The organism is Stenotrophomonas sp. PI_27, from assembly GCF_027854495.1.
Classification (GTDB): Bacteria; Pseudomonadota; Gammaproteobacteria; order Xanthomonadales; family Xanthomonadaceae; genus Stenotrophomonas; species Stenotrophomonas pavanii.
Genome location: NZ_JAJNOF010000001.1, coordinates 107,667 through 132,223, shown reverse-complemented (window position 1 = coordinate 132,223; position 24,557 = coordinate 107,667). Strand labels below are relative to the sequence as shown.

Here is a 24,557-nt window from a genome sequence, read left to right as displayed (position 1 = left end):
TTTCCTTTGGCACAATGACCTACGCCGCATGTCCCGAAGCGCGCTCCGGCCGATGATTGGGGGCACGCGGTCCCCTTGCTGCCATCACGGATTGATGAACATGAAACTGCATTGGCTTTCGCCACTCCCTCTCCTGGTCGCGTTGGCCTCGCCGGCCATGCTGGCGGCGGCGCCTCCAGCGCCTCCCAGGGCCCCGCTGCCCAGCGATCCAACCGATGATCCGCTGATGATCAGCGCGGGCTTCCTGAACGGTCATCCCGACCTGCGCTTCCGCATGCTGGGCATGGAAAAACAGCGCGCCAACGACCTGCCCGCTGCATTTGCGTTCTTCCAGCGCGCCGGTTTCTACGGGGACAAGGTCTCGCAGGCAAGGGTCGCTGAAATGCTGTGGAACGGCACTGGCACGGAGGTCGACCGCCCGCTGGCCTACGTCTGGATGGACCTGGCTGCCGAGCGTGGCTACAAGGGCTTCGTCGAACTGCGCGAACGCTACTGGGCCGCGCTGGATGAACACCAACGCAACCAGGCCATCGGCCAGGGCGAAGCGGTGTATGCACGGTTTGGTGACGCTGCCGCCGAGCCACGCCTCGCATTGGCAATGCGGCGTGAACAGAAGCGCATGACCGGCAGCCGCACCGGCTTTGCGGGCAACGTCAAGATTCTCGTGCCGGGCCCGAATGGCACCACTGAACAGATTGATGGCAGCAAGTTCTACGACACCCGTTACTGGGACCCGCAGCTGTACCGGCAATGGCAGGACAGCATCTGGTCGACACCGCGGGTGGGACGCGTGGAGATTGGCAACGTGGCCCCGGTTTCCACCGAAAACCAGGCGCGTAGCCGAATCCCCGATGTTGCTCCACAGGTTGACGCCCCCGAGCCGGTGACCGGGGACGAACCGCCCCAGCCGACCCCTGGCCTGCGCTGAGGGCGCACCGCCGCCCCCAACGGACCATGCCGATCCTGCCTGCTGGCGACCGACCACCGCCAGGGCAGGCCGGCTTGCCATTGACCATGACCTTCGACACCCTTGCAGGTCTGGCCGGCGGCGTATCGTTCGGCCCACGGCCGCACCTGCGGCCACTCCCTGACTCACTCGGCCCGGAGGCCATTCAAGTGACCCGTACTCCCAAGATCGTGCTGCTGACCCTGGCCGTTTCGGCCGCGCTGGTCGGCTGCGGCAAGACTGAAGCCCCGGCCAAGGACGCCGCCGCCTCCGCCCCGGCCACGGCCGAAGCCACCACCTATAAGCTGGACGAGAGCAAGCTGCCGGCCTACAACGCCTTCCAGCCGAGCGACCTGGACACCACCAAGGACGCCTGCACCGCCTTCGGCGACTACGTCAACAGCAAGTGGCTGGCCGCCAATGAAATCCCGGGCGACCGCACCAGCTGGGGCGCGTTCACCATCCTCGACGAGCGCTCGGTGGCCGTGCAGCACCAGCTGGCCGAACAGGTCGCGCAGGTCAAGAACCCGAACCACATCGAGAAGATTGTCGGCGACCTGTGGGCCACCGGCATGGACGAAGCCAAGATCAACGCACAGGGCATCGAGCCGCTGAAGGCCGACCTGACCGCGATCGACGGCCTGCAGGACAAGGCGGCCATCGCCGACTACCTGCGCACCAGTGCCGCCAAGGGCGACAACCTCCTGTTCGGCTTCGGTGCCGAAGCCGACTTCAAGAACTCGGCCGTGAACATGGCCTACGCCAGCCAGGGCGGCCTGGGCCTGCCGGATACCACCTACTACACCGACGCCAAGAACGCCGACAAGCTGAAGGCCTATCAGGCGCACGTGGCCAAGGTGCTGGAACTGTCCGGCGTCGCCGCTGCCGATGCCGCCAAGCAGGCGGAAGAGGTCGTCAAGTTCGAGACCCGCCTGGCCAAGGCCTCCAAGTCGCGCGTCGAGCTGTCGCGCAATGTCGAGCTGTACTACAACCCGGTCACCCTGGCCGACGCCGACAAGCTGACCCCGAACTTCAGCTGGACCGAATTCTTCAAGTCGCAGGGCGTGGCCGCACCGGAGAAGTTCTCGCTGGCCATGCCGGCCTTCCATGAGGAAGTGAGCAAGGCGCTGGGCGACACCGATCCGTCGGTGTGGCGCGCCTACCTGCGCTTCCACACCGTGGACAGCGCCTCGCCGTACCTGGCCGACGCGTTCGTGCAGGAGAACTACGAGTTCTACGGCAAGACCCTCAACGGCCAGAAGGAACAGAAGCCGCGCTGGAAGCGCGTGCTGGGCACCATCGAGAATGACGCCGGCGAAGCCTTCGGCCAGCTGTACGTGAAGGTGGCCTTCTCGCCGGAAGCCAAGGCGAAGATGGAAGAGCTGGTGAAGAACCTGGCTGCCTCGCTGAAGGACCGCATCCAGGGTCTGAGCTGGATGAGCGAGGAAACCAAGGCCAAGGCCATCGCCAAGTGGGAAACCTTCACCCCGAAGATCGGTTACCCGGACAAGTGGCGTGACTGGTCGGGCCTGCAGACCCAGCGCGACAGCTTCCTGGGCAACGTGCGCGCGGCCAACGAGTTCAACTACAAGTTCAACCTGTCCAAGATCGGCAAGCCGGTGGACAAGACCGAGTGGGGCATGACCCCGCAGACCGTCAACGCCTACTACAACCCGCTGCAGAACGAGATCGTGTTCCCGGCCGCCATCCTGCAGCCGCCGTTCTTCGACCCCAAGGCCGACGACGCGCTGAACTACGGCGGCATCGGTGCGGTGATCGGCCATGAGATGACTCACGGTTACGACGACCAGGGTGCGCGCTTCGGGCCGACCGGCAACATGGAAGACTGGTGGACCCCGGCCGACAAGAAGAACTTCGAAGGCCTGACCGGCAAGCTGGTCAAGCAGTTCGACCAGTACAAGGTCGACGGCCAGGCGGTGAACGGCCACCTGACCCTGGGCGAGAACATCGCCGACCTGGGCGGCCTGGCCACCGCCTACGACGCCCTGCAGAAGGCCACCGCCGGCAAGGAAGATGCCAAGGTCGACGGCTTCACCCGCGACCAGCGCTTCTTCTTCAACTGGGCCACCGTGTGGCGCACCAAGTACACCCCGGAAAACGCCAAGGTCCGCCTGGCCACCGACCCGCACGCCCCGGCGCAGTTCCGCGCCATGGGTGCGCCGTCGAACCTGCCGACCTTCGCTGCCGCGTTCCAGTGCAAGGCCGGTTCGCCGATGGCCCGCACCGGCGAGCAGCAGGTGGTGATCTGGTAAGCCACGGCTGACGCTGCGGCAGACCTGCAAGGGCCCGGGACTTCCCGGGCCTTTGCTTTTTTGCGATGCCCGCCGTCCACGCAAGGCGTGGCACCCCTGCCGACCACGCCGTGACGCGTGCATGTCGCGCGCCTCCCCGCGCCCGGTGGCAGCGCCGCGCGATGCCCGGCAGACGGCGCGTGATGTGTGCATGCCGCGCCCATGCCCGGCTTGCTATAGTGCGCGCGCCCTCAATCCATCACGGATTCGTTCCACATGCCCAATTTCCGTCCGCTTGCCATCGCCCTGGGCATCAGCCTGGCGACCCTGGTCCCGACCCACGATGCGTTTGCTGCCGCCAAGAAGAAGGCCGCTCGCGCCCCGGCCGTCAGCGCCCAGTGCAGCGACTTCTACGACGCCACCAATGCAGGCTGGCTGAAGGCCAACCCGGTGCCGCAGACCGGCGCCACCACCGCGCTCGGCCAGCTGGTCGAGCGCAGCCGCCAGCAGCAGCGTGAACTGCTCGACGCCGCGATGAAGTCGCCGCAGGGCAACGTGCAGAAGCTGCTGGGCGACTTCTGGGCCAGCGGCCTGGACGAGGCAGCGGTGGAAGCGGACGGCTCCAACCCGATCGCGCCGCTGCTGACCCGCATCAATGCCATCAAGAAGGCCAAGGATGTGCCGGCGTCGATCGCCGCGCTGCACCAGGTCGGCATCCCGGTGGCCTTCAACTTCGGCCCGGACGTCGATCTGAAGGCACTCGATCGTCACATCGGCTACTTCATGCAGGGTGGCATGGGCCTGCCGGATCCGGCGTTCTATACCCGCACCGACGCCGACACCGTGGCCCTGATGGGCCGCTACCGCACCTACGTGAAGCAGATCCTGGCACTGACCGGCACGCCGGCGGCCGAGCTCGATGCCGAGTCGCAGTCGGTGATCGCACTGGAGACCGAGCTGGCGCGCAACGCGCAGTCGCTGGCCGGGATCAACAACCCGTTCAACAACTACGCGCCGATCTCCACCAAGGAGCTCAACAGCCGCTACCGCAACCTGCAGCTGGACGCGTTCCTGAAGGCCCAGGGCGTGGACGACGACCTGGTTTCGCTGGCCGACCCGGGCCTGTTCAAGCAGCTCGATGGCATGGTCACCAAGCTCAAGCCGGACCAGTGGAAGGCCTACCTGCGCTGGCGCGTGGGCGACTCGATGGCGCCCTACCTGTCCAAGGCCTACCGCGACGCGGAGTTTGAGTTCCGTGGCCGCGTGCTGCGTGGCGAAACGCTGCCGCCGCCGCGTTGGGAAGATGTGCTGGAGGCGATCAACGTGGCTGCCGGTCCGATGCTCGGCCGCGAATACGCGGCCCGTTACCTGTCGGCCGAAGACCGTCGCCAGGCCGCATGGATCGTCGACAAGGTGCGCGAAGTGCAGATCGAGGCGGTCAAGAACAGCAGCTGGATGAGTGCCGAAGCCAAGACCGAAGCGCAGGCCAAGCTGGCCGCGCTGAAGATCGAGATCGGCACCCCGCTGCGTGATCTCGACTACAGCGTGCAGCCGATGGGCCGCGGTTCGTTCGGCGGCAACATGCTGATCGCGTCGACCTGGCGCCACCGCGAGGAAATGAAGCGCATCGGCAAGGGCAACGCCGACCGCCGCTGGGACGTGCTGCCGCAGCAGCCGTCGCTGGCCTACGATCTGGCGCAGAACCGCCTGATCGTCACCGCGGCGATCCTGCAGGGCCCGGTGTTCAACGCCAAGGCCGATGCCGCCGACAAGTTCGGCAGTTTCGGTGGCCTGGTCGGCCATGAGCTGACCCGTGCGATCGATGCCAAGGGCGCACTGGTCGATGCCAAGGGCGAACTGCGCAGCTGGTGGACGCCGGCCGACAAGACCGCCTGGACCCTGCTCGGCAACCGCGTCGCCGCGCAGTACAGCGCCTACGATTTCCCGGGCGTGAAGGGTGCCAAGGTCAACGGCACGCTCACCCAGGAAGAGAACCTGGCCGACATCGCCGGGCTGGAACTGGCCTGGGCCGCATACACCGCGCAGGAGCCGAAGGCCAAGCCGGCACAGCAGCAGGGCTTCTTCCGCGCCTGGTCGGCGTTGTGGGCGCAGCAGCTGTCGCCGAACGAGGCCGCGCGCCGCTTGACCGCCGACATCCGCGCGCCGGGCCTGTGGCGCAGCAATGGCACGCTGGCCAACCTGCCGGCGTTCGGCGCCACCTTCAGCTGCAAGGCCGGCCAGCCGATGCAGCGCAGCGAAGCCGAGCAGATCAAGGTCTGGCGCTGAGCCTTCAGCGGCCGTGGTAACGCAAAGGGCGCCTTCGGGCGCCCTTTTTTTTGCGGGTGCAGCACGATCCCGGGTTAACACCGGGCATGCTATCGCTGCGGCTTCGTCCATCGCGGAGCCCCGACATGGCACACAAGAACACGATCTGCCTCTGGTACGACAACGACGCGCTCGAGGCCGCCACCTTCTATGCCGGCAACCTGCCCGACAGCGCGGTGACGGCCGTGCATCATGCCCCGGGCGACTATCCGGACGGCAAGGAAGGCGACGTGCTGACCGTTGAATTCACGGTCTGCGGCATCCCCTGCGTCGGGCTCAACGGCGGACCTGCGTTCAAGCACAGCGAAGCGTTCTCGTTCCAGATCCAGACCTACGACCAGGCCGAGACCGACCGCCTGTGGGATGCGATCGTCGGCAATGGCGGACAGGAGAGCCAATGCGGCTGGTGCAAGGACCGCTGGGGCATCTCGTGGCAGATCAGCCCACGCATCCTGATCGAAGCGGTGACCAGCCCGGACAAGGCGCTGGCCAAGCGCGCCTTCAACGCGATGATGCCGATGAGGAAGATCGACATCGCCACCCTCCAGGCCGCCATCCAAAAAGGGGACGGAGGGGATTAAGTCGTTTCTCCCCACCGCTGCTGACCCCGTGCGAATTGCGACTTAATCCCCTCCGTCCCCTTTTTTGAGGTGCTGATGTCCTGGGATGCGATCATCATCGGCGGTGGCCACAATGGCCTGGTCTGCGCGGCCTACCTGGCACGCGCCGGAAAGAAGGTGCGGGTGCTGGAGCGTCGTGGCGTTCTCGGCGGTGCTGCGGTCACCGAGGAGTTTCATCCAGGCTTCCGCAACTCGGTGGCGTCATACACCGTGTCGCTGCTGCAACCGAAGGTGATCGACGACCTGCAGTTGCATGCGCATGGGCTGCGCATCATCAATCGCCCGGCCAACAACTTCCTGCCATTGCCCGACGACCGCTACCTGCTGTCGGCACCGGGCCGCACCCAGGCCGAAGTCGCCAGATTTTCCGAGCGGGATGCGCAGCGCCTGCCCGCCTACGAAGCGCGCCTGGAGATGTTCGCCGACGTGCTCCGCGCATGGGCCCTGCGTGCACCGCCGGATCTGGGCGTGGCCGGGGGTTGGCGTGCCCTGCCCGCACTGTGGCAGATGGGCCGCCTCGGCCGCGAGCTGGCGGTGCTGGATCCATCGCTGCGGCAGGAACTGCTGGACCTGTTCACGCTGTCGGCGGCCGAGTACCTGGACCGCTGGTTCGAGAGCGAGCCGATCAAGGCCCTGTTCGGCTTCGATGGCATTGTCGGCAACTATGCAAGCCCGTATACACCGGGCAGCGCCTATGTCCTGCTGCACCATGTGTTCGGCCAGTGCAATGGCCTGAAGGGTGCGTGGGGCCATGCGATCGGCGGCATGGGCGCAATCAGCCAGGCCATCGCCGCCGCTGCACGCGCGGCTGGCGCGGAACTGCAGGTGGACGCCGGCGTGCGACGCGTACTGGTTGAACACGGCAGTGCCGTGGGAGTGGAACTGGCCAACGGTGAAATCCTGCGTGCACGCGCGGTGATCGCCAACGTCAATCCGAAGCTGTTGTACGAGCAGATGCTGGCCCCGGCACAGGTACCGGACGCGACCCGCGAACGCATGGCGAACTGGCGCTGCGGTTCCGGCACGTTCCGGATGAACGTGGCGCTGTCGCGGCTGCCGGACTTCCGCGCCCTGCCCGGCCCCGGCGATCACCTCAGCGCCGGCATCATCATGGCACCCAGCCTGGACTACATGGACCGCGCCTGGCTGGATGCGCGCCGCGACGGCTGGTCGCGCGAACCGATCGTGGAGATGCTGATTCCCAGCACGCTGGACGCTTCGCTGGCGCCGGTCGGCCGGCATGTGGCCAGTCTGTTCTGCCAGCACGTGGCACCGGTGCTGCCCGATGGACGTCACTGGGATGATCACCGCGACACCGTAGCCGATCTGATGATCGCGACCGTCGACCGGTATGCACCGGGCTTCGCCGACAGCGTGCTTGGCCGACAGGTGCTGTCGCCGCTGGACCTGGAACGCACGTTCGGCCTGGTCGGCGGTGACATCTTCCACGGCGCACTGAGCGCCAACCAGCTGTTCTCGGCACGGCCGATGGTCGGCCAGGCCGGCTATCGCGGCGCCCTGCCGGGGCTGTACCTGTGCGGTTCGGGCACACACCCCGGCGGTGGCGTCACCGGTGCGCCGGGACACAACGCGGCGCAGGTGGTGCTGCAGGATCTGTAGAGACGTGCCGACCGACGGTCGGCACCTACCCGCGTGGGAGAAGGCGTGCCGACCAACGGTCGGCGCCTACAACGTCAAATGATCCTTCCGATCATTTGACGCTGCGCAGATGGTTGGGGCGCTTCGGTGGGCCGGGCGGGCGGCGCTTGAACGGCGGCTGCCCACGCCAGTAACGGATCAGCAACCAGCCGAACAGCATGCCGCCCAGGTGCGCGAAGTGGGCCACGCCCGGCTGCCAGCCGGTCATGCCCAGCACCAGTTCGCCCACGCCAAACAGGATCACGAAGGTGCGCGCCTTCATCGGGATCGGCGGGAACAGCAGCATCACCCGCTGGTTCGGGAACAGCATGCCGTAAGCCAGCAGCAGGCCGAACACGCCGCCGGAAGCGCCCAGCACCGTGGCAGGGTTTTCCAGCAGCGTACCCACCAGCAGCTGGCAGACACCGGCACCGGCCACGCAGACCAGGTAGTACAGCAGGAAGCGCTTCTCGCCCCAGGTCTGCTCCAGCGGCGCGCCGAACATGAAGACCGCCAGCATGTTGAAGAACAGGTGGCCGAAGCTGCCATGCAGGAAGCCATAGGTCAGCAGCTGCCACGGCTGGAAGTTGCCGCCGGGGGAGAACGCGTCGAAGCCCTGCTGCAGCGGTTGCAGCATGAACGGCTCGAAGGTCTGCATGCCGAGCAGGAACGGCTGCTGCAGCAGGAACAGGATCGCGTTGGCGATCAGCAGGGCCTTGGTGACGGTTGGCAGTCGCGGGAACATGGGAGCACCGGCATGGAACGGCCTCCATCATAGCCGCAGCACCGTGTGATGTTGGCGCGCCCCCGGGATGCCCTGTTCAGTCGCCAGCGATGCTCAGCCGGGCCCCCACACAGCAGCATCCAGCGCCGCCGCCGGATCGGCCGCCGGCATCCGCACCCGGCCGTTTTCCACCTGCACGCCCTCGGCACGCAAGCGCTGCGACTGCTCGCGCCAGCCGGCCGACCCTTCCGCCATGGCGATGCGCCCATCCGAGCGCAGCACACGGTGCCAAGGCAGGTCGGGATCGTCGTTCTGGCCCAGGATGCGCGCGGTCAGGCGCGCACGCCCGGGCAGGCCAGCGCGCATCGCGACCTGGCCATAGCCCATCACCTGCCCCGCCGGGATCGCGCGGATCACCGCCAGGATGCGCGCACGCGCCTGCTCCGGGGTCAGCGCCGCAGCCGGGTCACCAGCAGCACGCCGATCAGCACCAGCACGGTGCCGGCGATCTGCGCCGGCCCCATCGGTTCGTCGAGCAGCCATAGGCTCATCACGATGGTGGAAACAGGGCCCAGCATACCGACCTGTGCGGCCAGCGACGAACCCACGCGCTGCACCGCCAGCATGATCGCCAGCACCGGCAGCACCGTGCACACCGTGGCGTTGACCAGCGACAGCCACTGTACCGGCGCCGGTGCCTGCCACAGCAACGGCAGCGGATGGGTCACTGCGAAATGCAGCAGCACCAGCACGCTGGCCACGCAGCTGGCATAGGCGGTCAGCCGCACCGCACCGATGCGCGCGACCACCTGCCCGCTGCCGAACAGGTACAGCGCATAGCTGAGCGCACTGCCCAGCACCAGCAGGCTGCCGACGATGATCTGGCCGCCTTCGCGCTGCAGGTCGTGCCCGAAGGCCAGCAGCACGCCGAGGTAACTCAGCACCAGCGCACCGATCTGCCAGCGGCCCGGCCGCTGGCGCGCCAGCAGTACGTTGATCAGCAGTACCAGGGTCGGGTTCAAGTACAGGATCAGCCGCTCCAGGGTCACGCTGATGTACTGCAGGCCCTGGAAGTCGAGCAGGCTGGACAGGTAGTAGCCGGTAAAGCCCAGCCACAGCACGCGGGCACGGTCGGCCCAGGACAGCGGCTCGGCCCGGCGCGCGGCCCACAGGGCCATCAGCGCGAACAGCGGCAGCGCCATCAGCATGCGCAGCGCGAGCAGCGTGGTGGCATCGACGCCATGGCGCAGGCCGAGCTTGACGATGATCGCCTTGCCCGACGCGGCAATGGCGCCGATCGCGGCGAGGCCGATGCCGCCCAGCGCAATGCGCGGGGAAGCAGTGGCGATGCGGGAAGCGGGAGTGGACATCAGGACGACGGCGGGCCGCGCAGGGCGGCCCGGTAAGGCGTGGGGACGCCCATTGTCGCATGGGGGCGCCCGCTGCCCTGTAAAGCCACAACGGCCCGGCTCAGCGCATCAGCACCACTTCCTCGGCCGAGGTCGGGTGGATCGCCACGGTGTCGTCGAACTGGGCCTTGGTCGCGCCCATCTTCACCGCCACGGCAAAGCCCTGCAGGATCTCGTCGGCCGCTTCGCCCAGCAGGTGGATGCCCACCACGCGTTCTTCCGGGCCGGCACAGACCATCTTGAACAGGCTGCGCTGGGTGCCGTTGGCCAGCGCCTGCAGCATCGGGCGGAAGCGGCTGTGGTAGACGCTCACCTGGTCGAAACGCCGGCGCGCTTCTTCCTCGCTCATGCCCACCGCGCCCAGCGGCGGATGCGAGAACACCACGCTGGCCACGTTCTCGTAATCCATCTTCGACTGCGGGCGGCCCCCGAACAGCCGATCCATCAGCCGCCGCGACGCGGCCACCGCCACCGGGGTCAGGCCGACCTTGCCGGCGATGTCGCCGACCGCGTGCACGCTCGGCACACCGGTGGTCTGCCACTCGTCCACCTGCACCTGCTCATGCTCGCCAATGCCGATGCCGAGCGCTTCCAGACCCAGCCCCCGGCTGTTGCCGCGGCGGCCGGCAGCGAAGAACACCGCATCGAACACACTGTCCATCGGGCCGTCATGGCCGAACGCACGCACGCGCTCGCCATCGCGCTGCAGTTCGCGCAGGCGATAGCCGAAGTGGATCCGCACGCCCTGCTGTTTCAGGTTCTCGGCCAGCTGATCGGTCAGCTCGTAATCGAAGCGCTCCAGCAGGCGCTGCCCCCGTACCAGCAGGCTTACCCGGCTGCCCAGTGCCTGCAGCAGCCCGGCCAGTTCCACCGCGATGTAACCGCCACCGATGATCGCGACCTCGGCCGGTGCCGCGCGCAGATCGAAGAAATCATCGGAGACCAGGCCCAGTTCCGCGCCGGGAATATCCGGGCGCAGCGGGTGCGCGCCGGTGGCGATCAGGATGTGCTCGGCGCTGTAGCGCACGCCGTCGCTGCAGGCCACGGTATGCGCGTCGAGCAGATGGCCGCGCGCCGGAATCCGTACCACGCCGGTTTCATCCAGGCGCTTGTGGTAGCTGGTGTGGATGTTGCTGATGTAGGCCTGCCGATGGATCACCAGTTCCTTCCACGACAGCGCCGGGCGTGCCTCGACATCGAAGCCCATCGCGTTGGCCAGGCCGATGCGCTCGTGCAGGTCGGCCGCCAGCCACATCGCCTTCTTCGGCACGCAGCCGACGTTGACGCAGGTGCCGCCCAGTTCACCCGGCTCCAGCAGCGCCACGCGCCGGCCATGCTGGGCCGCGCGGATCGCACCGGCCAGGCCGGCGGAGCCGCCGCCAAGGACGATCAGGTCGTAATCATAGGGTGCAGTGCTCATCGGAATCGCTCGGTCGGTAGGGGCAGGATCGATCACCAGCGCGCGGCCGCAGGACGTGATCGGCGATCCGCTGGCCACCACCGGTGCTCATGCTGATGCCGAGCATGCCATGCCCCGCGGCAAGCCTGGCGTGAGGACGCACGGGGCCGCGACCGATCAGCACAGCGCATGCGCGCCCATCGCTCAGCCCTGCTCCGCCCTGCGCCGCATCGGTGGCCACTGCCGGTAGGTCATCGCGCGCCACAGCCATTCCATCGGACCAAAGCGGAAGCGCGCCAGCCACGCGTGCGAAACAGCCACCTGCGCTGCGAACACCAGCAACGCGAACAGCAACTGCACGCTGCGCGGCATCCGCTCGAACCCACCCAGGCCATAGTGGTAGAACAGCCAGGTACACAGCAACGACTGGGCCAGGTAGTGGGTCAATGCCATGCGCCCGACCGGCGCCAGCCATCCCAGCCGCGCGCGCCAATGCACGATCCACGCCAGGTAACCCAGGCACATCGGCAGCCCGCCGATGGTCACCAGTGCCATCGCTGCGGTCACCGGCAGGTCGTAGGCGCCCGGTGCCAGATACGGCTTCCAGGCAACGCCGAGCAGCGTGACCGCCAGGCCCAGCGGCAGTGCCACCCAACGCAGCAGCGCGTACAGCCGTGGGAAGCGCTCGGGTGAAGCCAGTGCGCCGCTGGCGGTGAACCAGCTGCCGATCAGGAACATGCCCAGCACTTCCGGACCGGTGATCAGCAGCGCGCCCATCGACGATCCGAACTCGTGCAGGCGCTGCGTGGTGGCCTGCATCCAGCTGCCGTGGCCGTAGACCAGGCGCTGCTGCGCGATGGCCTGCTGTGCTTCGGCGAGCATCTTCTGCACATCCTCCGCCGAAGCCATCGACACCATCGCGCCCACCAGCAGCATCATCGCCACGCCGCCCAGGTAGACCGTCACGCCCATCCACGGCAGCCAGCTGCGCGGCGCCTCGCGGCAGGCCAGCAGCGGCAACGAGACCAACGCGTACATCACCAGGATGTCGCCGGACCAGACCAGCAGCGCGTGGCACAGGCCGATCAGCAGCAGGCCAGCGCTGCGGCGCAGGTAGAACGGCGTGAACGCGCGCCCGGCCACCTCGGCGCGCTGCGCCATCACTGCGAAGCCGGCGCCGAACAGCAGCGAGAACAGGGTGAAGAACTTGCCCTGTACGAACACATAGACCAACGCATCGGCCCAGGAGTCGATGCCCTGCCAGTGCGTGTCGATGCCGGTGAAGGCCAGGTCCAGCGGGCCGCTGAAGGCCTCGATGTTCATCAGCAGGATGCCCAGCAGTGCCGCGCCGCGCAGTACGTCCAGCACCGCGATGCGTTCGCCGGAGGCCATCGGCTGCAGGGAAGGAGAAACAGCGTTCACGGGGCGTCCGTCGGGCAGGTCCGCCATTATGCCGCCGGCCCGCGCGGCATGGACGCCCGCGTCGTGGCCCGGAAACACAACGGCCCGCCGAAGCGGGCCGTCGCTGCCATCACGATCGCGCTGCGATCAGTGCTGGTGACCACCATCGCCATGGACGTGGCCGTGGTCCAGCTCTTCCTTGCCGGCTTCGCGCACGTCGACGATTTCGACGTCGAAGTGCAGGTCCTTGCCGGCCATCGGGTGGTTCAGGTCGACGTCGACGACGCTCATGCCGACCTTCTGCACGGTCACCGCACGCGGGCCGAAGTTGGTCTGCAGCACCACCTGCTGGCCCGGAGCCAGCTTGGTGTTGCCGAAGTGCTTCTTCGGCACGCGCTGGGACAGGCCCTCACGGCGCTCGCCGTAGGCGTCGGCCGCCTTGACGTCGACGTTGAACGTCGCGCCGGCTTCCTTGTCCATCATGGCGTTTTCCAGGCCCGGGATGATGTTGCCGTGGCCGATCAGGATCGCCAGCGGCTCGCCGCGGTCCTTGGACGATTCGATCGGCTCCTGGCCGACTTCGGAAACGGTGTAGTGGAAGCGGACAACGCGGTCTTTTTCGATCTTCATGCGCAACTCTGTCTGGATCTGCCGGAGGCAGGCGGGTTGGGGCGGGTTGTCGCCCGACGGGGACGCCGCCATCATGACGGCCAATCCAAGGTGGCGCATTATCCGGAGATCATGCACATCACGCCAGTTTCGTCCGGCCCGCGCCGGTTCCTTGCCCCGGCCCTGCTGCTGGCCCTGCCCCTGCTGATGACCGCCTGCGGCGGCGGCAAGGCCACCCGCCCGGCGCCGCCGCCGCCGACGGCGAACTGGCCAAAGACCGTGCCGGACAACCCCGAGGCCGCCAACTCGGTGCTGATGCGCGCCATCAGCCTGGTCGGCACGCCCTACCGCTATGGCGGCAATACCCCGGACTCGGGCTTCGACTGCAGCGGCCTGGTCGCCTATGTCTACCGCGAGATGCTGGACCTGCGGCTGCCGCGCACCTCGCGCGACCTCGCCGCGGTACAGGGCCCGAAGATCGATCCGCAGCGCCTGGCCACCGGCGACCTGGTGTTCTTCGGCAGCCGCGGCAGCGTCACCCACGTCGGCATCTATGTGGGTGAAGGACGCTTCGTGCACGCGCCGAGTACCGGCGGCACGGTGCGCCTGGACTCGCTCAGTGGACCTTACTGGAAGGACCACTACACAGGGGCGAAACGCGTCCTTCGCTAAAATGAACAGGCGATATGTTCAAAACTGTGACGAGAATCACCATGCAACTAACGAATTACTAACGGAATTTTTAACTTATCCGCGCTTTTACAGGGCATGATGCCCCATCGTTTTTTTCCTGTGACCGACGCGTGACGACTGACGACCTGAAAAGCGAAGGCCAGACTTCCGTATCTTCACGTGGTGCCCGCCCGCTGCTGCTTGGCCTGGCACTGTGCCTGACCAGCCTTCCGGCCTGGTCGCAGACGGTTCCGAACCGTTCCGATGCACCCGCGGCCCCGGTGGCCGAGAGCACCGCCCGACCGGCCGCCAAGGCCGAGGCTGCCGCTCCCCAGCGCAGCCGCGTCGATGCCGCCGCCAGCGCCACGCTGGCCGCGCTGCTGCCGCACCTGGCCGCCAACGACACCATTCCGCTGATGGACCGCTCGGCCGTGGTGGCCGGTGACCTCAGCCGCCTGCTCGCCAATTACGACACCAGCAGCGCCGCCAATGGCAGCGTCGTCGGCACCGCCGCGGACAACGGCAAGGTGCAGTCGCTGCTGCGCCGCGCGATGACCCTGCTGGGTACCCCCTACCGGTGGGGTGGCAGCAATCCGGACAGCGGCTTCGACTGCAGCGGCCTGGTCGGCTACGTGTTCCGCTCGGCCCTGGGCATCGAGCTGCCGCGTGTCTCGCGCGAGATGGCGCACGATGACAACGCCGAGCTGATCAACGACCGCACCGCGCTGGCGGCCGGTGACCTGGTCTTCTTCGGCCGCAAGGGCCGCGTCGACCACGTCGGCATCTACGTGGGCGACGGCCGCTTCCTGCACGCACCGAGCTCGGGCAAGGACGTGCGCGTGGACACCCTGCTCAGTGGCTACTGGGGCAACAAGTTCATGCAGGCCCGCCGGGTCGACCTCTGACCGGCTGGCGCCACGGCGCCGCCTGATACGCAAAGCACAGCCGCTGCCCCGCAGCGGCTTTTTTGTTGGGCCCGCGTAATGGTGGGTCGCTGCCGACCTGGGTCGGCACCGCCCTCATCCACGCATGGCGTGAATCTACTGACCTCTGGTGGGGGCTGACCTTTGGTGGGTGCCGGCCTTGGTCGGCACCGCCTCCATCCACGCATGGCGTGGATCTATCAGGCCCGGCTTGACCGCCACCGCGCCAGCCAGCTCCCAGACAAGAAGCCCGCCGGTTTACGGCGGGCCTTTCATCTCCACGCAACCTCAGCCGCGTGGTGGTGTCGGGTCGGGGTCGTCCACGCCCACGTTGCTGGACGGGTTGTCATACACCGCCTGGTCCAGCAGCCCGGTCTCCTTGGCCACGATCACCGGCACCAGCATCTGGCCCGTCACGTTCGTCATCGTGCGCATCATGTCCAGGATGCGGTCGATGGCGTACAGGTAGCCGATGGTCTCCAGCGGCAGGTTCGCTGCGCTCAGCACCACCGTGGCCATGATCACTGCGGTCCCCGGCACGCCGGCCGTACCGAAGCTGCCCAGCACCGAAGCGATCAGCACCACCACGTACTGCTCCGGGGTCAGCGGCACACCGCTGTACTGCGCGATGAACACCGCGCACAGCGCCGGATAGATCGCGCCGCAGCCGTCCATCTTGATGCTGGCGCCCAGCGGCACCGCGAACGAACCGTAGTCCTTGTTGACGCCCAGGTTGTGGGTGATCGAACGCAGTGCCACCGGCATCGCGGCGAAGCTGGACGAGCTGACGAAGGCCACCTGCATGCCCGGCGCCGCGCCGCGGAAGAACTTCAGTGGGTTCAGGCCGTGCGCCAGCAGCAGCGCGCTGTAGACCACCACGATGTGCAGGGCGCAGGCCACGTACAGGGCCAGCACGAAATGGCCCAGCGGCAGCAGCTTCTCGAAGCCATAGCTGCCGACCAGGCCGGCGATCAGGCCGAAGGTGCCGATCGGGGTGACTTCCAGCACGAAGCGGGTCACCTGGATCATGATGTCGCTCATCTGCCCGACCAGCTTGCGCGCCTCGGTCACCTTCTCGCCGAGCTTGACGATGGCAAAGCCGACCAGCCCGGCGAAGAAGATCACCGGCAGGATCGAGCCACGACCGGCCGCCAGCACGGTCTCACCGGCCGCGTTGACCTTGGTGCCGATGCCGGACAGCGCGTAGAAGACATTGGCCGGCACCACGTCCAGCAGCACCTGCACCACGCTGGGCACTTCACGCGGCACGTAGTTGCTGGCCATCGTCAGCTGCAGGCCACCGGCGCCGGGCTGCAGCACGGTGCCCACGCCCAGCCCGACGCACACCGCCAATGCGGCGGTGATCACGAACCACAGGAAGGTACGGCCACTGAGCGCGGCTACCGACTTCTGCCCGTGCAGCGACGAGATCGCGTTGATGACCGCGAAGAACACCAGCGGCACGGCGATCATCTTGATCAGGGTGACGTACAGCTCGCCGAGCGGGCCGAACCACGTTTCCGCGGCGGGGCCGAGCGCCCAGCCAGCCAGCGCACCGAGCACGAAGCCACCGACCACGCGCTGCCAGAATGGAATCCGCAACCAGGCAGAGACCAGCTTCATAGGCAATCCAGAAGGAAGGAAGGGATGCTGGCACGATAGCCCAACGCGGCCTGCGGAACGACCGCCCGACCGGCAAATCAGTGTGTCATCGGCGTGCCTTGCGAGGGCGGGCATAATGAATGTCCCGTTACAGTTTGTGAGATCCCAGCGTCCATGCGCCGTTCTGTCTCCCTGTTGGCCGCCTGCGCCACCACCCTGCTGCTCGGCGCCTGCGCCAGCACCTCCCCTGCCTCCGCCCCGGCCGGCCTGAAGGTCGCCGTCGACCCGGTCGCCCACCCGGCCGGCGAAACCCCGCAGTGGTGGTACCGCAGCGGCGCCGCCCAGGCCGCCGCCAACGGCGCGATGTCCGGCAAGGCCAGGAACGTCATCCTGTTCCTCGGCGACGGCATGAGCCTGACCACCGTGGCCGCCTCGCGCATCTACGAGGGCCAGCAGAAGGGCGGCTCGGGCGAAGAGAACCTGCTGTCGTGGGAGCGCTTCCCGGCCACGGCGTTCAGCAAGACCTACAACACCGATTCGCAGACCCCGGATTCGGCCGGCACCATGACCGCCATCACGACCGGCGTGAAGACCCACATGGGCGCAATCGGTGTCAGCGCCGGCAGCCGTACCGACTGCGCCGACAGCCTGTCCAAGGGCCTGCTGACCTGGCTGCAGCTGGCCGACAGCGCTGGCCTGGCCACCGGCGTGGTATCCACCGCGCGGCTGACCCATGCGACCCCGGCCGCCACCTACGCGCACTCGCCGGAGCGCAACTGGGAAAACGACACCGACCTGACCGAGGCGGCCAAGGCCGCGGGCTGCAAGGACATCGCCCAGCAGCTGCTGTCGACCTCGCGCTACGGCCGGGGCCCGCTGGTTGCCCTGGGGGGCGGCCGCGGTGAGTTCACCACCGTCGAAGAGCGCGATCCGGAGTACGACGACAAGGTCGGCCAGCGCCTGGATGGTCGCAGCCTGGTGCAGGAATGGCAGCAGGCGCACCCGCAGGGCGCCTACGTGTGGAACAGCAAGCAGCTGGCCGCCGCCGCCAATGCACCGGCCATCCTCGGCCTGTTCGAGCCGGACCACATGCGCTACGAATACGAGCGCCCCCAGGATCCGGGCGGCGAGCCGAGCCTGGCCGAACTGACGGCGGCAGCGATCAGGAATCTGTCGAAGCATCCGGAAGGCTACGTGCTGATGATCGAAGGCGCGCGCATCGACCACGCCAACCACAGCGGCAACGCCTACCGTGCACTGACCGAGACCGTGGCGCTGTCCGACGCGGTGCGCGTGGCCAACGAGCTGACCTCGGCCGACGACACCCTGATCATCGTTACCGCCGACCACTCGCACACGCTGAACTTCGTCGGCTACCCGGCGCGCGGCAACCCGATCCTGGGCAAGGTGAAGGACAAGGGCGGCGAAGATGGCGCCGGCAAGCTGGACTACGCGCTGGATGGCACCGGCCAGCCGTACACCACGCTGAGCTACGCCAATGGCCCGGGCCACACCGGCAGCAGCAACCAACAGCCGGCCGGCCCGAAGCGCTACCCGCACAACCCGAGCAGCTTCGAACCGGCCAACGGCCGCCCGAACCTGCGCGAGGTCGACACCGAGCATCCGGACTACATGCAGGAGGCGCTGGTGCCGATGAAGTCCGAGTCGCATGGCGGCGAGGACGTCGGCATCTGGGCGCGCGGCCCGGGCAGCAAGGCGATCCGCGGCACGCTGGAACAGAACGCGATCTACCACATGATCGTACAGGCCACCCCGGCCCTGCGCGAGCGCCTGTGCCAGGCCGGCACCTGCGATGACAAGGGCGTGCCGGTACAGCTGCCGGTGCCGACGGCATTCGAACGCAAGGCCGAGGCCAAGTGATCGTGCGGCAGGCCCGCCCTGCCCCTGCCAGCGGCCGCTTCGCGCGGTCGTTGGCCCTGCTTGGCGTGCTGGTCAGTACCAATGCAGCGGCACAGGCACCGGCATGCCAGCTGCTGACCGACGAACACGGGTTGTGGCCGCTGCCCGGCTGCGAGGTGGTCGATCATCGGCCGAAGATCAGCGCCGGCACGTTGAAAGACCTGAACTACGACGACCACGGCCTGGCCGTGGTGTACGCCGACCACGGCTTCCACTACGTCGACCGCAAGGGCCGAAGCCTGCCGGTGCTCACCTGGGACAACGGCCCGGAAACACCGCAGGAAGGCCTGCTGCGCGGCCGCATCGGCAAGCGCATCGGCTACTTCGACCTGACGTTCCGCCAGGTGGTACCCGGCACGTTCGATTTCGGTTGGCCGTTCCAGGAGGGCGTGGCCGAGGTCTGCAACGGCTGCCGTCGTGGCACGCCGGATGCCGATGGCCACACGCCGATGGAAGGCGGAGAGTGGTTCCGCATCGACCGCTCGGGCCGCCGGGTGAAGTAGTTTTTTCGGCAGGGCTGCGCCCTGCACCTGCCGAAGCCGAAGCCGAAGCCAAATCAAGATCAAAAGCGGCTCTGGTTTTCTGTGAGTTGGGCGGAGCGGTGTGGGTGGTCAGGACACGCCGTAAACCCGTCCATGGGGGCTCGATGGCGCCATCCATGGCGCCAACGGTCCTGCCCACCCACACCGCCCCACCCCCGACAGATTTCCGGTGACGGGTGGACCATCCACGCTTTGCGTGGATCGAATCTGTCAGATATCGAATTGAATCCGGGGTCAGATCCGTTTTCCGCAGGAAAACGGATCTGACCCCATGAGCAACCCGACAGTTCGCAGGAAACTGTCGAAGGCGGGGTGGGTCCGGTTGCGGGAGTGTCCGCGGCATGGATGCCGCGGCCAAGCCCCCATGGATGGGTTTACGGCGTCTCCCGCAACCGGACCCACCCCGCCAACCTTCAGGAAACCAGCTTCTGCCGTTGCTGTTGCTGTTGCTCTGGCCCGTAGCGGGTGCAGGGCGCAGCCCTGCCAAGTAAACCCCACCCTATACTTGCCGCCGTGACTGCCTTCCCCGCCCCTGTTGCGCTGGATGTGCCGCTGCTGGTGGGCTACAGCGGCGGTGTCGACTCGACCGTGCTGCTGCACTGGCTGTGGCACTGCGCACAGCTTTCCGGCACGGCACTGCGTGCGGTGCACGTGCACCATGGCCTGCAACCGGCCGCCGATGACTGGGTCCTGCATTGCGAGCAGCAATGCGCAGCACTGGGCATCGAACTGGCCGTGCATCGCGTGCAGGTCGACAACCGCGCAGGCCTCGGCCTTGAGGGCGCAGCGCGGCAGGCCCGGCGTGCGGCGTTCGCGGCCGAGTTGCGCGACGGCGAAACGCTGACACTGGCACAGCACCAGGACGACCAGGCCGAGACTTTCCTGCTGCGTGCGCTGCGGGGGTCCGGCGTCGATGGCCTGGCCGCGATGTCGGCACACAGCCACCTTGGCCAGCATCCGCTATGGCGGCCGCTGCTGGCGGTCCCGCGCAGTGCACTGCTCGACTACGCGCGCCAGCACGCGCTGCCGTGGATCGAAGACCCCAGCAATGGCGACGACCACGCCGATCGCAACTTCCTGCGCCTGCAGGTGCTGCCGCTGCTGCGCCAGCGCTGGCCGCATGCCGCTGCGGCGCTGGCGGGCAGCGCGGCGCACTGCGGGCAGACCCGCCAGCTGCTCGATGAGGAGGACGCCGAGCTGATCGCGCACCTGGAAGTGGCACCGCGCGTGCTGTCGCTGCCATTGCTGCGCCAGGTCTCGCCCGGGCGCGCCGCGCGGGTGCTGCGTGCCTGGGTGGTCGGCCACGGCGCCGCCCCACTGCCGGCGAAGGTGCTGCAGCAGGGACTGGACGAACTGCTGCCGGCCGGCAACGATCGCCAGGCCCGGCTGCGCTGGCGCGATCATGCCATCCGGCAATGGCGCGACCATGCCTATCTGCTGCCCGCGCAGCTGCCGGCGCTGCCCCGCCGGTGGCAGGCCGACTGGGATGGGCATGCCCCCCTGGCGTTGCCTGATGGCGGCCAACTGCGACTGCAGGGCGCCGCCGGCTTCGAACGGCCACTGCAGGTCCGGGCACGCGTGGGCGGTGAGCGCATCCTGCTGCCCGGTCGCCCGCATTCGCATGCGCTGAAGGACTGCCTGCAACGCGAACACCTTGCCCCCTGGCGGCGCGCCCAGCTGCCGCTGCTCTTCGATGGACCACAGCTGCTGGCCGCCGCCGATGTGGTCATCGGCGCGCCGCTGCAGGTCTGGTTGCAGGCCCATGGCGCGCAGCTGCTGTGGCGTCCCGGCGGCTGGTGAATTGACCCCCGCGCGCGGCCCGTCCACACTTGCCGCATGGCCAAGAAGTCCCCCGAAAACGCCTCCCCGGTCGCCCAGTTCGAGCAATCGCTCGAATCGCTGGAACAGCTGGTGGAGCAGATGGAAACCGGCGAGCTGAGCCTGGAAGCCTCGCTCAGTGCTTACGAACGTGGCGTCGGTCTGTATCGCCAGTGCCAGCAGGCGCTGGAGCAGGCCGAACTGCGCGTGCGCCTGCTCAGCGATCCGGCGCAGCCGGAAGCATCCGAGCCTTTCGATCCGCCCAGCCATGACGGCTGAGGTTCTGTTCGCGCGCTGGCGCGACCGTATCGAAAGCCAGCTCGACGCCGCCCTGCCCTCGCCTGCCGAAGCACCGCAGCGCCTGCACCAGGCAATGCGCTATTCGGTGCTGGGCGGCGGCAAGCGCATGCGCCCGCTGCTGGTGTACGCCAGTGGCCACCTGTTCGGCGCGCAACCGGAACACCTGGACGCGGCGGCGATGGCCGTCGAGCTCATCCACGCCTATTCGCTGGTGCATGACGACCTGCCGGCGATGGACGATGACGCCCTGCGCCGCGGCAAGCCGACCACCCATGTCGCCTTCGACGAAGCGACCGCCATCCTGGCCGGCGATGCGTTGCAGGCCCGCGCCTTCGGCCTGCTAGCCGACGCGCCACTGCCGGCCACGCTGCGCGTGGCGTGCCTGCAGACCCTGGCCCACGCGTCCGGCCCCTCGGGCATGTGTGGCGGCCAGGCGCTGGACATCGATGCCACCGGCCAGCAGCAGACCCTGGCGGCACTGACCCGCATGCATGCACTGAAGACCGGCGCACTGATCCGCGCGGCGGTGCGCATGGGTGCGCTGTGCGGCCAGGCCCACGAACCGCAGCTGGCCCAGCTCGACAGTTTCGCCGATGCACTCGGCCTGGCCTTCCAGGTCCGCGATGACATCCTCGATGTCGAAGCCAGTTCCGAACAGCTGGGCAAGACCGCCGGCAAGGACCAGGCGCAGGACAAGAGCACCTTCCCCGCGCTGCTTGGCATGGACGGTACGAAGGCCCAGCTGCACGAGCTCGCAGCGCGCATGCAGGCGATCCTGGCCGGATACGGGGAAGAGGCCGATGCACTGCGTGCGCTGGCCACGCTGGCGGTCGAACGCGATCATTGATCGCTGCTCGCTCGCCGGCCCCCCGTCGCTCCCCGCACATGAAAACGCCCGGCAATGCCGGGCGTTTTCAGTTCCGCATGCAGCCGGTCTTACTTGATCAGGCGCAGGGTGAACGGGTAGCGATAGGCTTCGCCGTTGTTGGCCTTGACTGCGGCAATGATGCAGAACACCAGGTTGACGAGGCCCACGATCGGCGCCAGGATGCCGCCGATGATCACCACCATCAGGATGATGCTGATGACCATCGCGATGGTCACGGTGATCTGGAAGTTCAGCGCTTCCTTGGCCTGGTCGGTCACGAAAGCCTTGCTGGCGTCATCCTTGTTGATCAGCCAGATGATCAGGGCGCCGATGAACCAGGTGAAGATGCCCAGCAGGTGCGCAGCCAGCGCCATGGTGCGCTGGTCGGCCGGGGCACCCGTGGTTGCCGGCGGCGGCGGGACGTTATCGAATTCGCTCACGACAAAACTCCTTTTCATTGGGTGGTCTTGACCCACCAGCACCAAGCTGGTTGCGTCAGGCGGGCATAGCTTACGCCATCAACGCCATCAATCATTACCCGCGATGGTCATCCGCCCCAGCAGGATCGAGCCGGTCCGGATGTGCGAGCGCGGGTCGACGTCGCTGCCGACCGCCTCGATGCTGCTGAACATCTCGCGCAGGTTGCCGGCAATGGTGACGCCGTCCACCGGGTACTGGATCTCGCCGTTCTCGACGCGGAAACCGCCGGCGCCCCGCGAGTAGTCGCCGGTCACCCCATTGACGCCCTGCCCCATCAGTTCGGTCACCAGCAGGCCATCGCCCATCTGCCGGGCAATCTCTTCCAGCGAGCCGGCATTGGCCGCCAGCTGCAGGTTGTGCACGCCGCCGGCATTGGCGGTGGTCTGCAGGCCCAGCTTGCGTGCCGAATAGCTGCCCAGCACGTAGCGCTGCAGGACGCCGTCGCGCACCAGTGCCGAGGCACGGGTCGCCACGCCATCGCCGTCGAAGGCGGCCGAACGCAGGCCACGCCGCAGGTGCGGCAGTTCGTCGATCTGCATCCATTCCGGGAACAGGCGCTGCCCCACGCTGTCCAGCAGGAAACTGGCCTGGCGGTACAGCGCGCCGCCGGACACCGCCGACAGCAGGTGGCCGACCAGGCTGCGCGCCACTTCCGGGGCGAACAGCACCGGCATGCTGCCGGTGGCCAACGAACGCGGCTGCAGGCGGGCGATGGTGCGCTCGGCGGCACGACGCCCGACCCGGCCCACCTCCTCCAGATCCTCGCGGGCCAGTGCGCTGGTGTACCAGCCATCACGCTGCATGCCGTCGCCCTGCCCGGCAATCAGTGCACAACCGATCGAATGGTGGGTGCCGCGCTCGCGGCCGATGAAGCCATGCGAATTGGCGTAGACCGACAGGCTCTGCATGCTCGACACCGAAGCGCCATCGGAATTGCGGATCTGCGCGTCGGCCTCGCGCCCCGCGTTCTCGCAGGCCAGCGCCAGGTCCACCGCCTCATCGGCCTGCAGCGCCCACAGGTGCCAGCCGTCCAGGTCGGGGAAGTCGGTGGCCATCAGCGCGGCCTCGGCCAGGCCGGCGGCCGGGTCGTCCTCGGTGTGCCGGGCGATCGCGCAGGCCTGCTCGACCGTGGCGGCCAGGCTGGCCTCGTTCAGGTCACCGGTGCTGGCGCTGCCCTTGCGCTGGCCGAAATAGACGGTCACCGCGATGCCACGGTCGCGGGTGGACTGCACGGTCTCCACTTCGCCAAGGCGGACATTGACCTCCAGGCCACGATCCTCGCTGCAGCTGACCTCGGCCTGGCTGGCGCCCAGCGCGCGGGCACGGTCGAGCAGCTGCTGGGAGAGGTCGGCCAGCCGTTCCAGCCGGGCCGGGCTGTCGTCGCCGACGGCCACTTCAGGGGCGATCACGTTCAATGCTTTATCCTGTACGGGTTGGGCCCGGCATCACGCCGGGCGACTTTTTTTGAGATCAGGTAGGGACGATGCGCGGACGCGACGAAGAAACCGGTGAATTCCACGACAAGAGCCGCAGCCAGAACCGGCGCGAAGCGCTCGACGTCCTGGCCCTGGGCGAGAAGCTGGTGTCGTTGACTCCGGCCCAGCTGGCGCGCCTGCCGATCCCGGAAGACCTGCTGCCGCATATCGCCGAGTGCAAGCGCATCACCGCCCACATCGCCCACAAGCGCCAGCTGGCGTTCCTGGCCAAGCACATGCGCCGCGAGGACGAGGCAACGCTGGACGCGATCCGCGATGCGCTGGACGCCAACAGCGAGACCGGCCGCCGCGAAGTGGCGATGATGCACCGCGTGGAGGACTGGCGCGACCGCCTGTTGGCCGACGGCGACAAGGCGCTGGCCGCCCTGCTTGACGACTACCCGCAGGCCGACCGCCAGCAGCTGCGCACCCTGGTACGCAACGCGCAGACCGAAAAGGCGAAGAACAAGCCGCCGCGCGCCTACCGCGAGATCTTCCAGGTGCTGCGCGCGCTGATGCTGCCGGCGGCGCTGGGCCTGAAGACGACGGGCGACGAACACGCCGGCGATCCGGTCGACGAGGCCGACGAGGACTGAGTCCGCGCCGGCCCGGGCGGTGGCCGCGGCCATCGCCA

Annotated in this window: 22 protein-coding genes and 1 pseudogene; 13 read left to right on the top strand and 10 right to left on the bottom strand. The window is 67.9% G+C overall.

The features are described from left to right. The first annotated feature begins 226 nt into the window (after positions 1–226). From LRM18_RS00605 to LRM18_RS00585, 5 genes are all read left to right on the top strand, one after another. Positions 227–928, top strand: a complete 702-nt coding sequence (locus LRM18_RS00605) for a sel1 repeat family protein (protein ID WP_049470603.1) — start codon at positions 227–229, stop codon at positions 926–928. A 188-nt stretch (positions 929–1,116) separates the two neighbouring features. After that, on the top strand, positions 1,117–3,219 hold the full coding sequence (locus LRM18_RS00600) for a M13-type metalloendopeptidase (RefSeq protein WP_049470601.1): 2,103 nt from the start codon (positions 1,117–1,119) through the stop codon (positions 3,217–3,219). Positions 3,220–3,474: 255 nt separating this feature from the next. Then, on the top strand, positions 3,475–5,484 hold the full coding sequence (locus LRM18_RS00595) for a M13 family metallopeptidase (RefSeq protein WP_270949184.1): 2,010 nt from the start codon (positions 3,475–3,477) through the stop codon (positions 5,482–5,484). A 125-nt stretch (positions 5,485–5,609) separates the two neighbouring features. Next, positions 5,610–6,104: a VOC family protein gene (locus LRM18_RS00590; RefSeq protein ID WP_270949182.1), complete on the top strand. Its 495-nt coding sequence runs from the start codon at positions 5,610–5,612 to the stop codon at positions 6,102–6,104. 75 nt (positions 6,105–6,179) lie between these two features. Then, positions 6,180–7,763, top strand: coding sequence for an NAD(P)/FAD-dependent oxidoreductase (locus LRM18_RS00585; RefSeq protein WP_206632458.1), 1,584 nt, complete (start codon positions 6,180–6,182; stop codon positions 7,761–7,763). Between the two features lie 91 nt (positions 7,764–7,854). On the opposite strand, the gene LRM18_RS00580 is transcribed toward LRM18_RS00585, so the two are convergent. The 7 genes and pseudogenes from LRM18_RS00580 to LRM18_RS00550 all read right to left on the bottom strand — a co-directional run bounded on the left by LRM18_RS00580 (position 7,855) and on the right by LRM18_RS00550 (position 13,344). Beyond that, the gene (locus LRM18_RS00580; RefSeq protein WP_014647919.1) at positions 7,855–8,526 is read right to left on the bottom strand and encodes a rhomboid family intramembrane serine protease; all 672 of its coding nucleotides are present in this window, start codon (positions 8,524–8,526) and stop codon (positions 7,855–7,857) included. 93 nt (positions 8,527–8,619) lie between these two features. Beyond that, a complete protein-coding gene (locus tag LRM18_RS00575; RefSeq protein ID WP_258026955.1) occupies positions 8,620–9,048 on the bottom strand; it encodes an MGMT family protein in 429 nt (142 codons plus the stop codon). After that, positions 8,955–9,875: a DMT family transporter gene (locus LRM18_RS00570; protein ID WP_270949171.1), complete on the bottom strand. Its 921-nt coding sequence runs from the start codon at positions 9,873–9,875 to the stop codon at positions 8,955–8,957. Before LRM18_RS00570 ends, LRM18_RS00575 begins: the two co-directional genes overlap by 94 nt. 100 nt (positions 9,876–9,975) lie before the next feature. Further along, the gene (gene gorA, locus LRM18_RS00565; protein WP_064239673.1) at positions 9,976–11,334 is read right to left on the bottom strand and encodes a glutathione-disulfide reductase; all 1,359 of its coding nucleotides are present in this window, start codon (positions 11,332–11,334) and stop codon (positions 9,976–9,978) included. Continuing rightward, positions 11,315–11,494, bottom strand: a pseudogene (locus LRM18_RS00560) (hypothetical protein); the annotation flags it as partial. The gene gorA and the pseudogene LRM18_RS00560, both read right to left, overlap by 20 nt. A 23-nt stretch (positions 11,495–11,517) precedes the next feature. Further along, positions 11,518–12,762: a DUF418 domain-containing protein gene (locus tag LRM18_RS00555; RefSeq protein ID WP_270949167.1), complete on the bottom strand. Its 1,245-nt coding sequence runs from the start codon at positions 12,760–12,762 to the stop codon at positions 11,518–11,520. Between the two features lie 99 nt (positions 12,763–12,861). Further along, positions 12,862–13,344, bottom strand: a complete 483-nt coding sequence (locus tag LRM18_RS00550) for a peptidylprolyl isomerase (RefSeq protein WP_014647924.1) — start codon at positions 13,342–13,344, stop codon at positions 12,862–12,864. 111 nt (positions 13,345–13,455) lie between these two features. Between LRM18_RS00550 and LRM18_RS00545 the strand changes: the two genes are divergently transcribed. Continuing rightward, positions 13,456–13,995 (top strand): C40 family peptidase, encoded by a 540-nt coding sequence (locus LRM18_RS00545; protein ID WP_014038010.1) that lies wholly within the window; start codon positions 13,456–13,458, stop codon positions 13,993–13,995. A 131-nt stretch (positions 13,996–14,126) separates the two neighbouring features. Further along, positions 14,127–14,900 carry a C40 family peptidase gene (locus LRM18_RS00540; protein WP_053091670.1) on the top strand — a complete coding sequence of 258 codons (774 nt, stop codon included), beginning with the start codon at positions 14,127–14,129 and terminating at the stop codon, positions 14,898–14,900. A gap of 306 nt (positions 14,901–15,206) precedes the next feature. On the opposite strand, the gene LRM18_RS00535 is transcribed toward LRM18_RS00540, so the two are convergent. Beyond that, positions 15,207–16,541, bottom strand: a complete 1,335-nt coding sequence (locus LRM18_RS00535; RefSeq protein WP_005410518.1) for a dicarboxylate/amino acid:cation symporter — start codon at positions 16,539–16,541, stop codon at positions 15,207–15,209. Between the two features lie 153 nt (positions 16,542–16,694). Between LRM18_RS00535 and LRM18_RS00530 the strand changes: the two genes are divergently transcribed. The 5 genes from LRM18_RS00530 (at position 16,695) to LRM18_RS00510 (ending at position 21,947) form a co-directional block, all read left to right on the top strand. Beyond that, entirely contained in the window at positions 16,695–18,401 is a 1,707-nt protein-coding gene (locus tag LRM18_RS00530; protein ID WP_053460981.1) for an alkaline phosphatase, read from the top strand. Then, a complete protein-coding gene (locus LRM18_RS00525) occupies positions 18,398–18,943 on the top strand; it encodes a WG repeat-containing protein (protein WP_270949125.1) in 546 nt (181 codons plus the stop codon). The genes LRM18_RS00530 and LRM18_RS00525 overlap by 4 nt, the downstream gene beginning before the upstream one ends. A 552-nt stretch (positions 18,944–19,495) precedes the next feature. After that, positions 19,496–20,782, top strand: coding sequence for a tRNA lysidine(34) synthetase TilS (gene tilS / locus LRM18_RS00520; RefSeq protein WP_270949123.1), 1,287 nt, complete (start codon positions 19,496–19,498; stop codon positions 20,780–20,782). A gap of 36 nt (positions 20,783–20,818) precedes the next feature. After that, a complete protein-coding gene (locus tag LRM18_RS00515) occupies positions 20,819–21,079 on the top strand; it encodes an exodeoxyribonuclease VII small subunit (protein ID WP_005410522.1) in 261 nt (86 codons plus the stop codon). Next, positions 21,069–21,947 (top strand): farnesyl diphosphate synthase, encoded by an 879-nt coding sequence (locus tag LRM18_RS00510; RefSeq protein ID WP_270949097.1) that lies wholly within the window; start codon positions 21,069–21,071, stop codon positions 21,945–21,947. Before LRM18_RS00515 ends, LRM18_RS00510 begins: the two co-directional genes overlap by 11 nt. 89 nt (positions 21,948–22,036) lie before the next feature. Here the strand turns inward: LRM18_RS00510 and LRM18_RS00505 are convergent, their stop codons facing one another. Then, complete coding sequence (locus tag LRM18_RS00505) at positions 22,037–22,408, bottom strand: DUF4870 domain-containing protein (protein ID WP_336297071.1); 372 nt, start codon at positions 22,406–22,408, stop codon at positions 22,037–22,039. An 87-nt stretch (positions 22,409–22,495) separates the two neighbouring features. Beyond that, on the bottom strand, positions 22,496–23,863 hold the full coding sequence (gene pmbA, locus LRM18_RS00500; protein ID WP_270949093.1) for a metalloprotease PmbA: 1,368 nt from the start codon (positions 23,861–23,863) through the stop codon (positions 22,496–22,498). Positions 23,864–23,931: 68 nt separating this feature from the next. On the opposite strand from pmbA, the gene yjgA reads away from it, so the two are divergent. Continuing rightward, complete coding sequence (gene yjgA, locus LRM18_RS00495) at positions 23,932–24,519, top strand: ribosome biogenesis factor YjgA (RefSeq protein ID WP_049467839.1); 588 nt, start codon at positions 23,932–23,934, stop codon at positions 24,517–24,519. Positions 24,520–24,557: the final 38 nt, after the last annotated feature.

Bases quoted from the DNA above. Each gene is read 5' to 3' on its own strand.
- LRM18_RS00605 (WP_049470603.1), top strand. From the start codon at position 227: ATGATCAGCGCGGGCTTCCTGAACGGTCATCCCGACCTGCGCTTCCGC.
- LRM18_RS00595 (WP_270949184.1), top strand. From the start codon at position 3,475: ATGCCCAATTTCCGTCCGCTTGCCATCGCCCTGGGCATCAGCCTGGCG.
- LRM18_RS00590 (WP_270949182.1), top strand. From the start codon at position 5,610: ATGGCACACAAGAACACGATCTGCCTCTGGTACGACAACGACGCGCTC.
- LRM18_RS00585 (WP_206632458.1), top strand. From the start codon at position 6,180: ATGTCCTGGGATGCGATCATCATCGGCGGTGGCCACAATGGCCTGGTC.
- LRM18_RS00580 (WP_014647919.1), bottom strand. From the start codon at position 8,526: ATGTTCCCGCGACTGCCAACCGTCACCAAGGCCCTGCTGATCGCCAAC.
- LRM18_RS00575 (WP_258026955.1), bottom strand. From the start codon at position 9,048: ATGGCTGCTCGACGAACCGATGGGGCCGGCGCAGATCGCCGGCACCGT.
- LRM18_RS00570 (WP_270949171.1), bottom strand. From the start codon at position 9,875: ATGTCCACTCCCGCTTCCCGCATCGCCACTGCTTCCCCGCGCATTGCG.
- gorA (WP_064239673.1), bottom strand. From the start codon at position 11,334: ATGAGCACTGCACCCTATGATTACGACCTGATCGTCCTTGGCGGCGGC.
- LRM18_RS00555 (WP_270949167.1), bottom strand. From the start codon at position 12,762: ATGGCGGACCTGCCCGACGGACGCCCCGTGAACGCTGTTTCTCCTTCC.
- LRM18_RS00550 (WP_014647924.1), bottom strand. From the start codon at position 13,344: ATGAAGATCGAAAAAGACCGCGTTGTCCGCTTCCACTACACCGTTTCC.
- LRM18_RS00545 (WP_014038010.1), top strand. From the start codon at position 13,456: ATGCACATCACGCCAGTTTCGTCCGGCCCGCGCCGGTTCCTTGCCCCG.
- LRM18_RS00535 (WP_005410518.1), bottom strand. From the start codon at position 16,541: ATGAAGCTGGTCTCTGCCTGGTTGCGGATTCCATTCTGGCAGCGCGTG.
- LRM18_RS00530 (WP_053460981.1), top strand. From the start codon at position 16,695: ATGCGCCGTTCTGTCTCCCTGTTGGCCGCCTGCGCCACCACCCTGCTG.
- LRM18_RS00515 (WP_005410522.1), top strand. From the start codon at position 20,819: ATGGCCAAGAAGTCCCCCGAAAACGCCTCCCCGGTCGCCCAGTTCGAG.
- LRM18_RS00510 (WP_270949097.1), top strand. From the start codon at position 21,069: ATGACGGCTGAGGTTCTGTTCGCGCGCTGGCGCGACCGTATCGAAAGC.
- yjgA (WP_049467839.1), top strand. From the start codon at position 23,932: ATGCGCGGACGCGACGAAGAAACCGGTGAATTCCACGACAAGAGCCGC.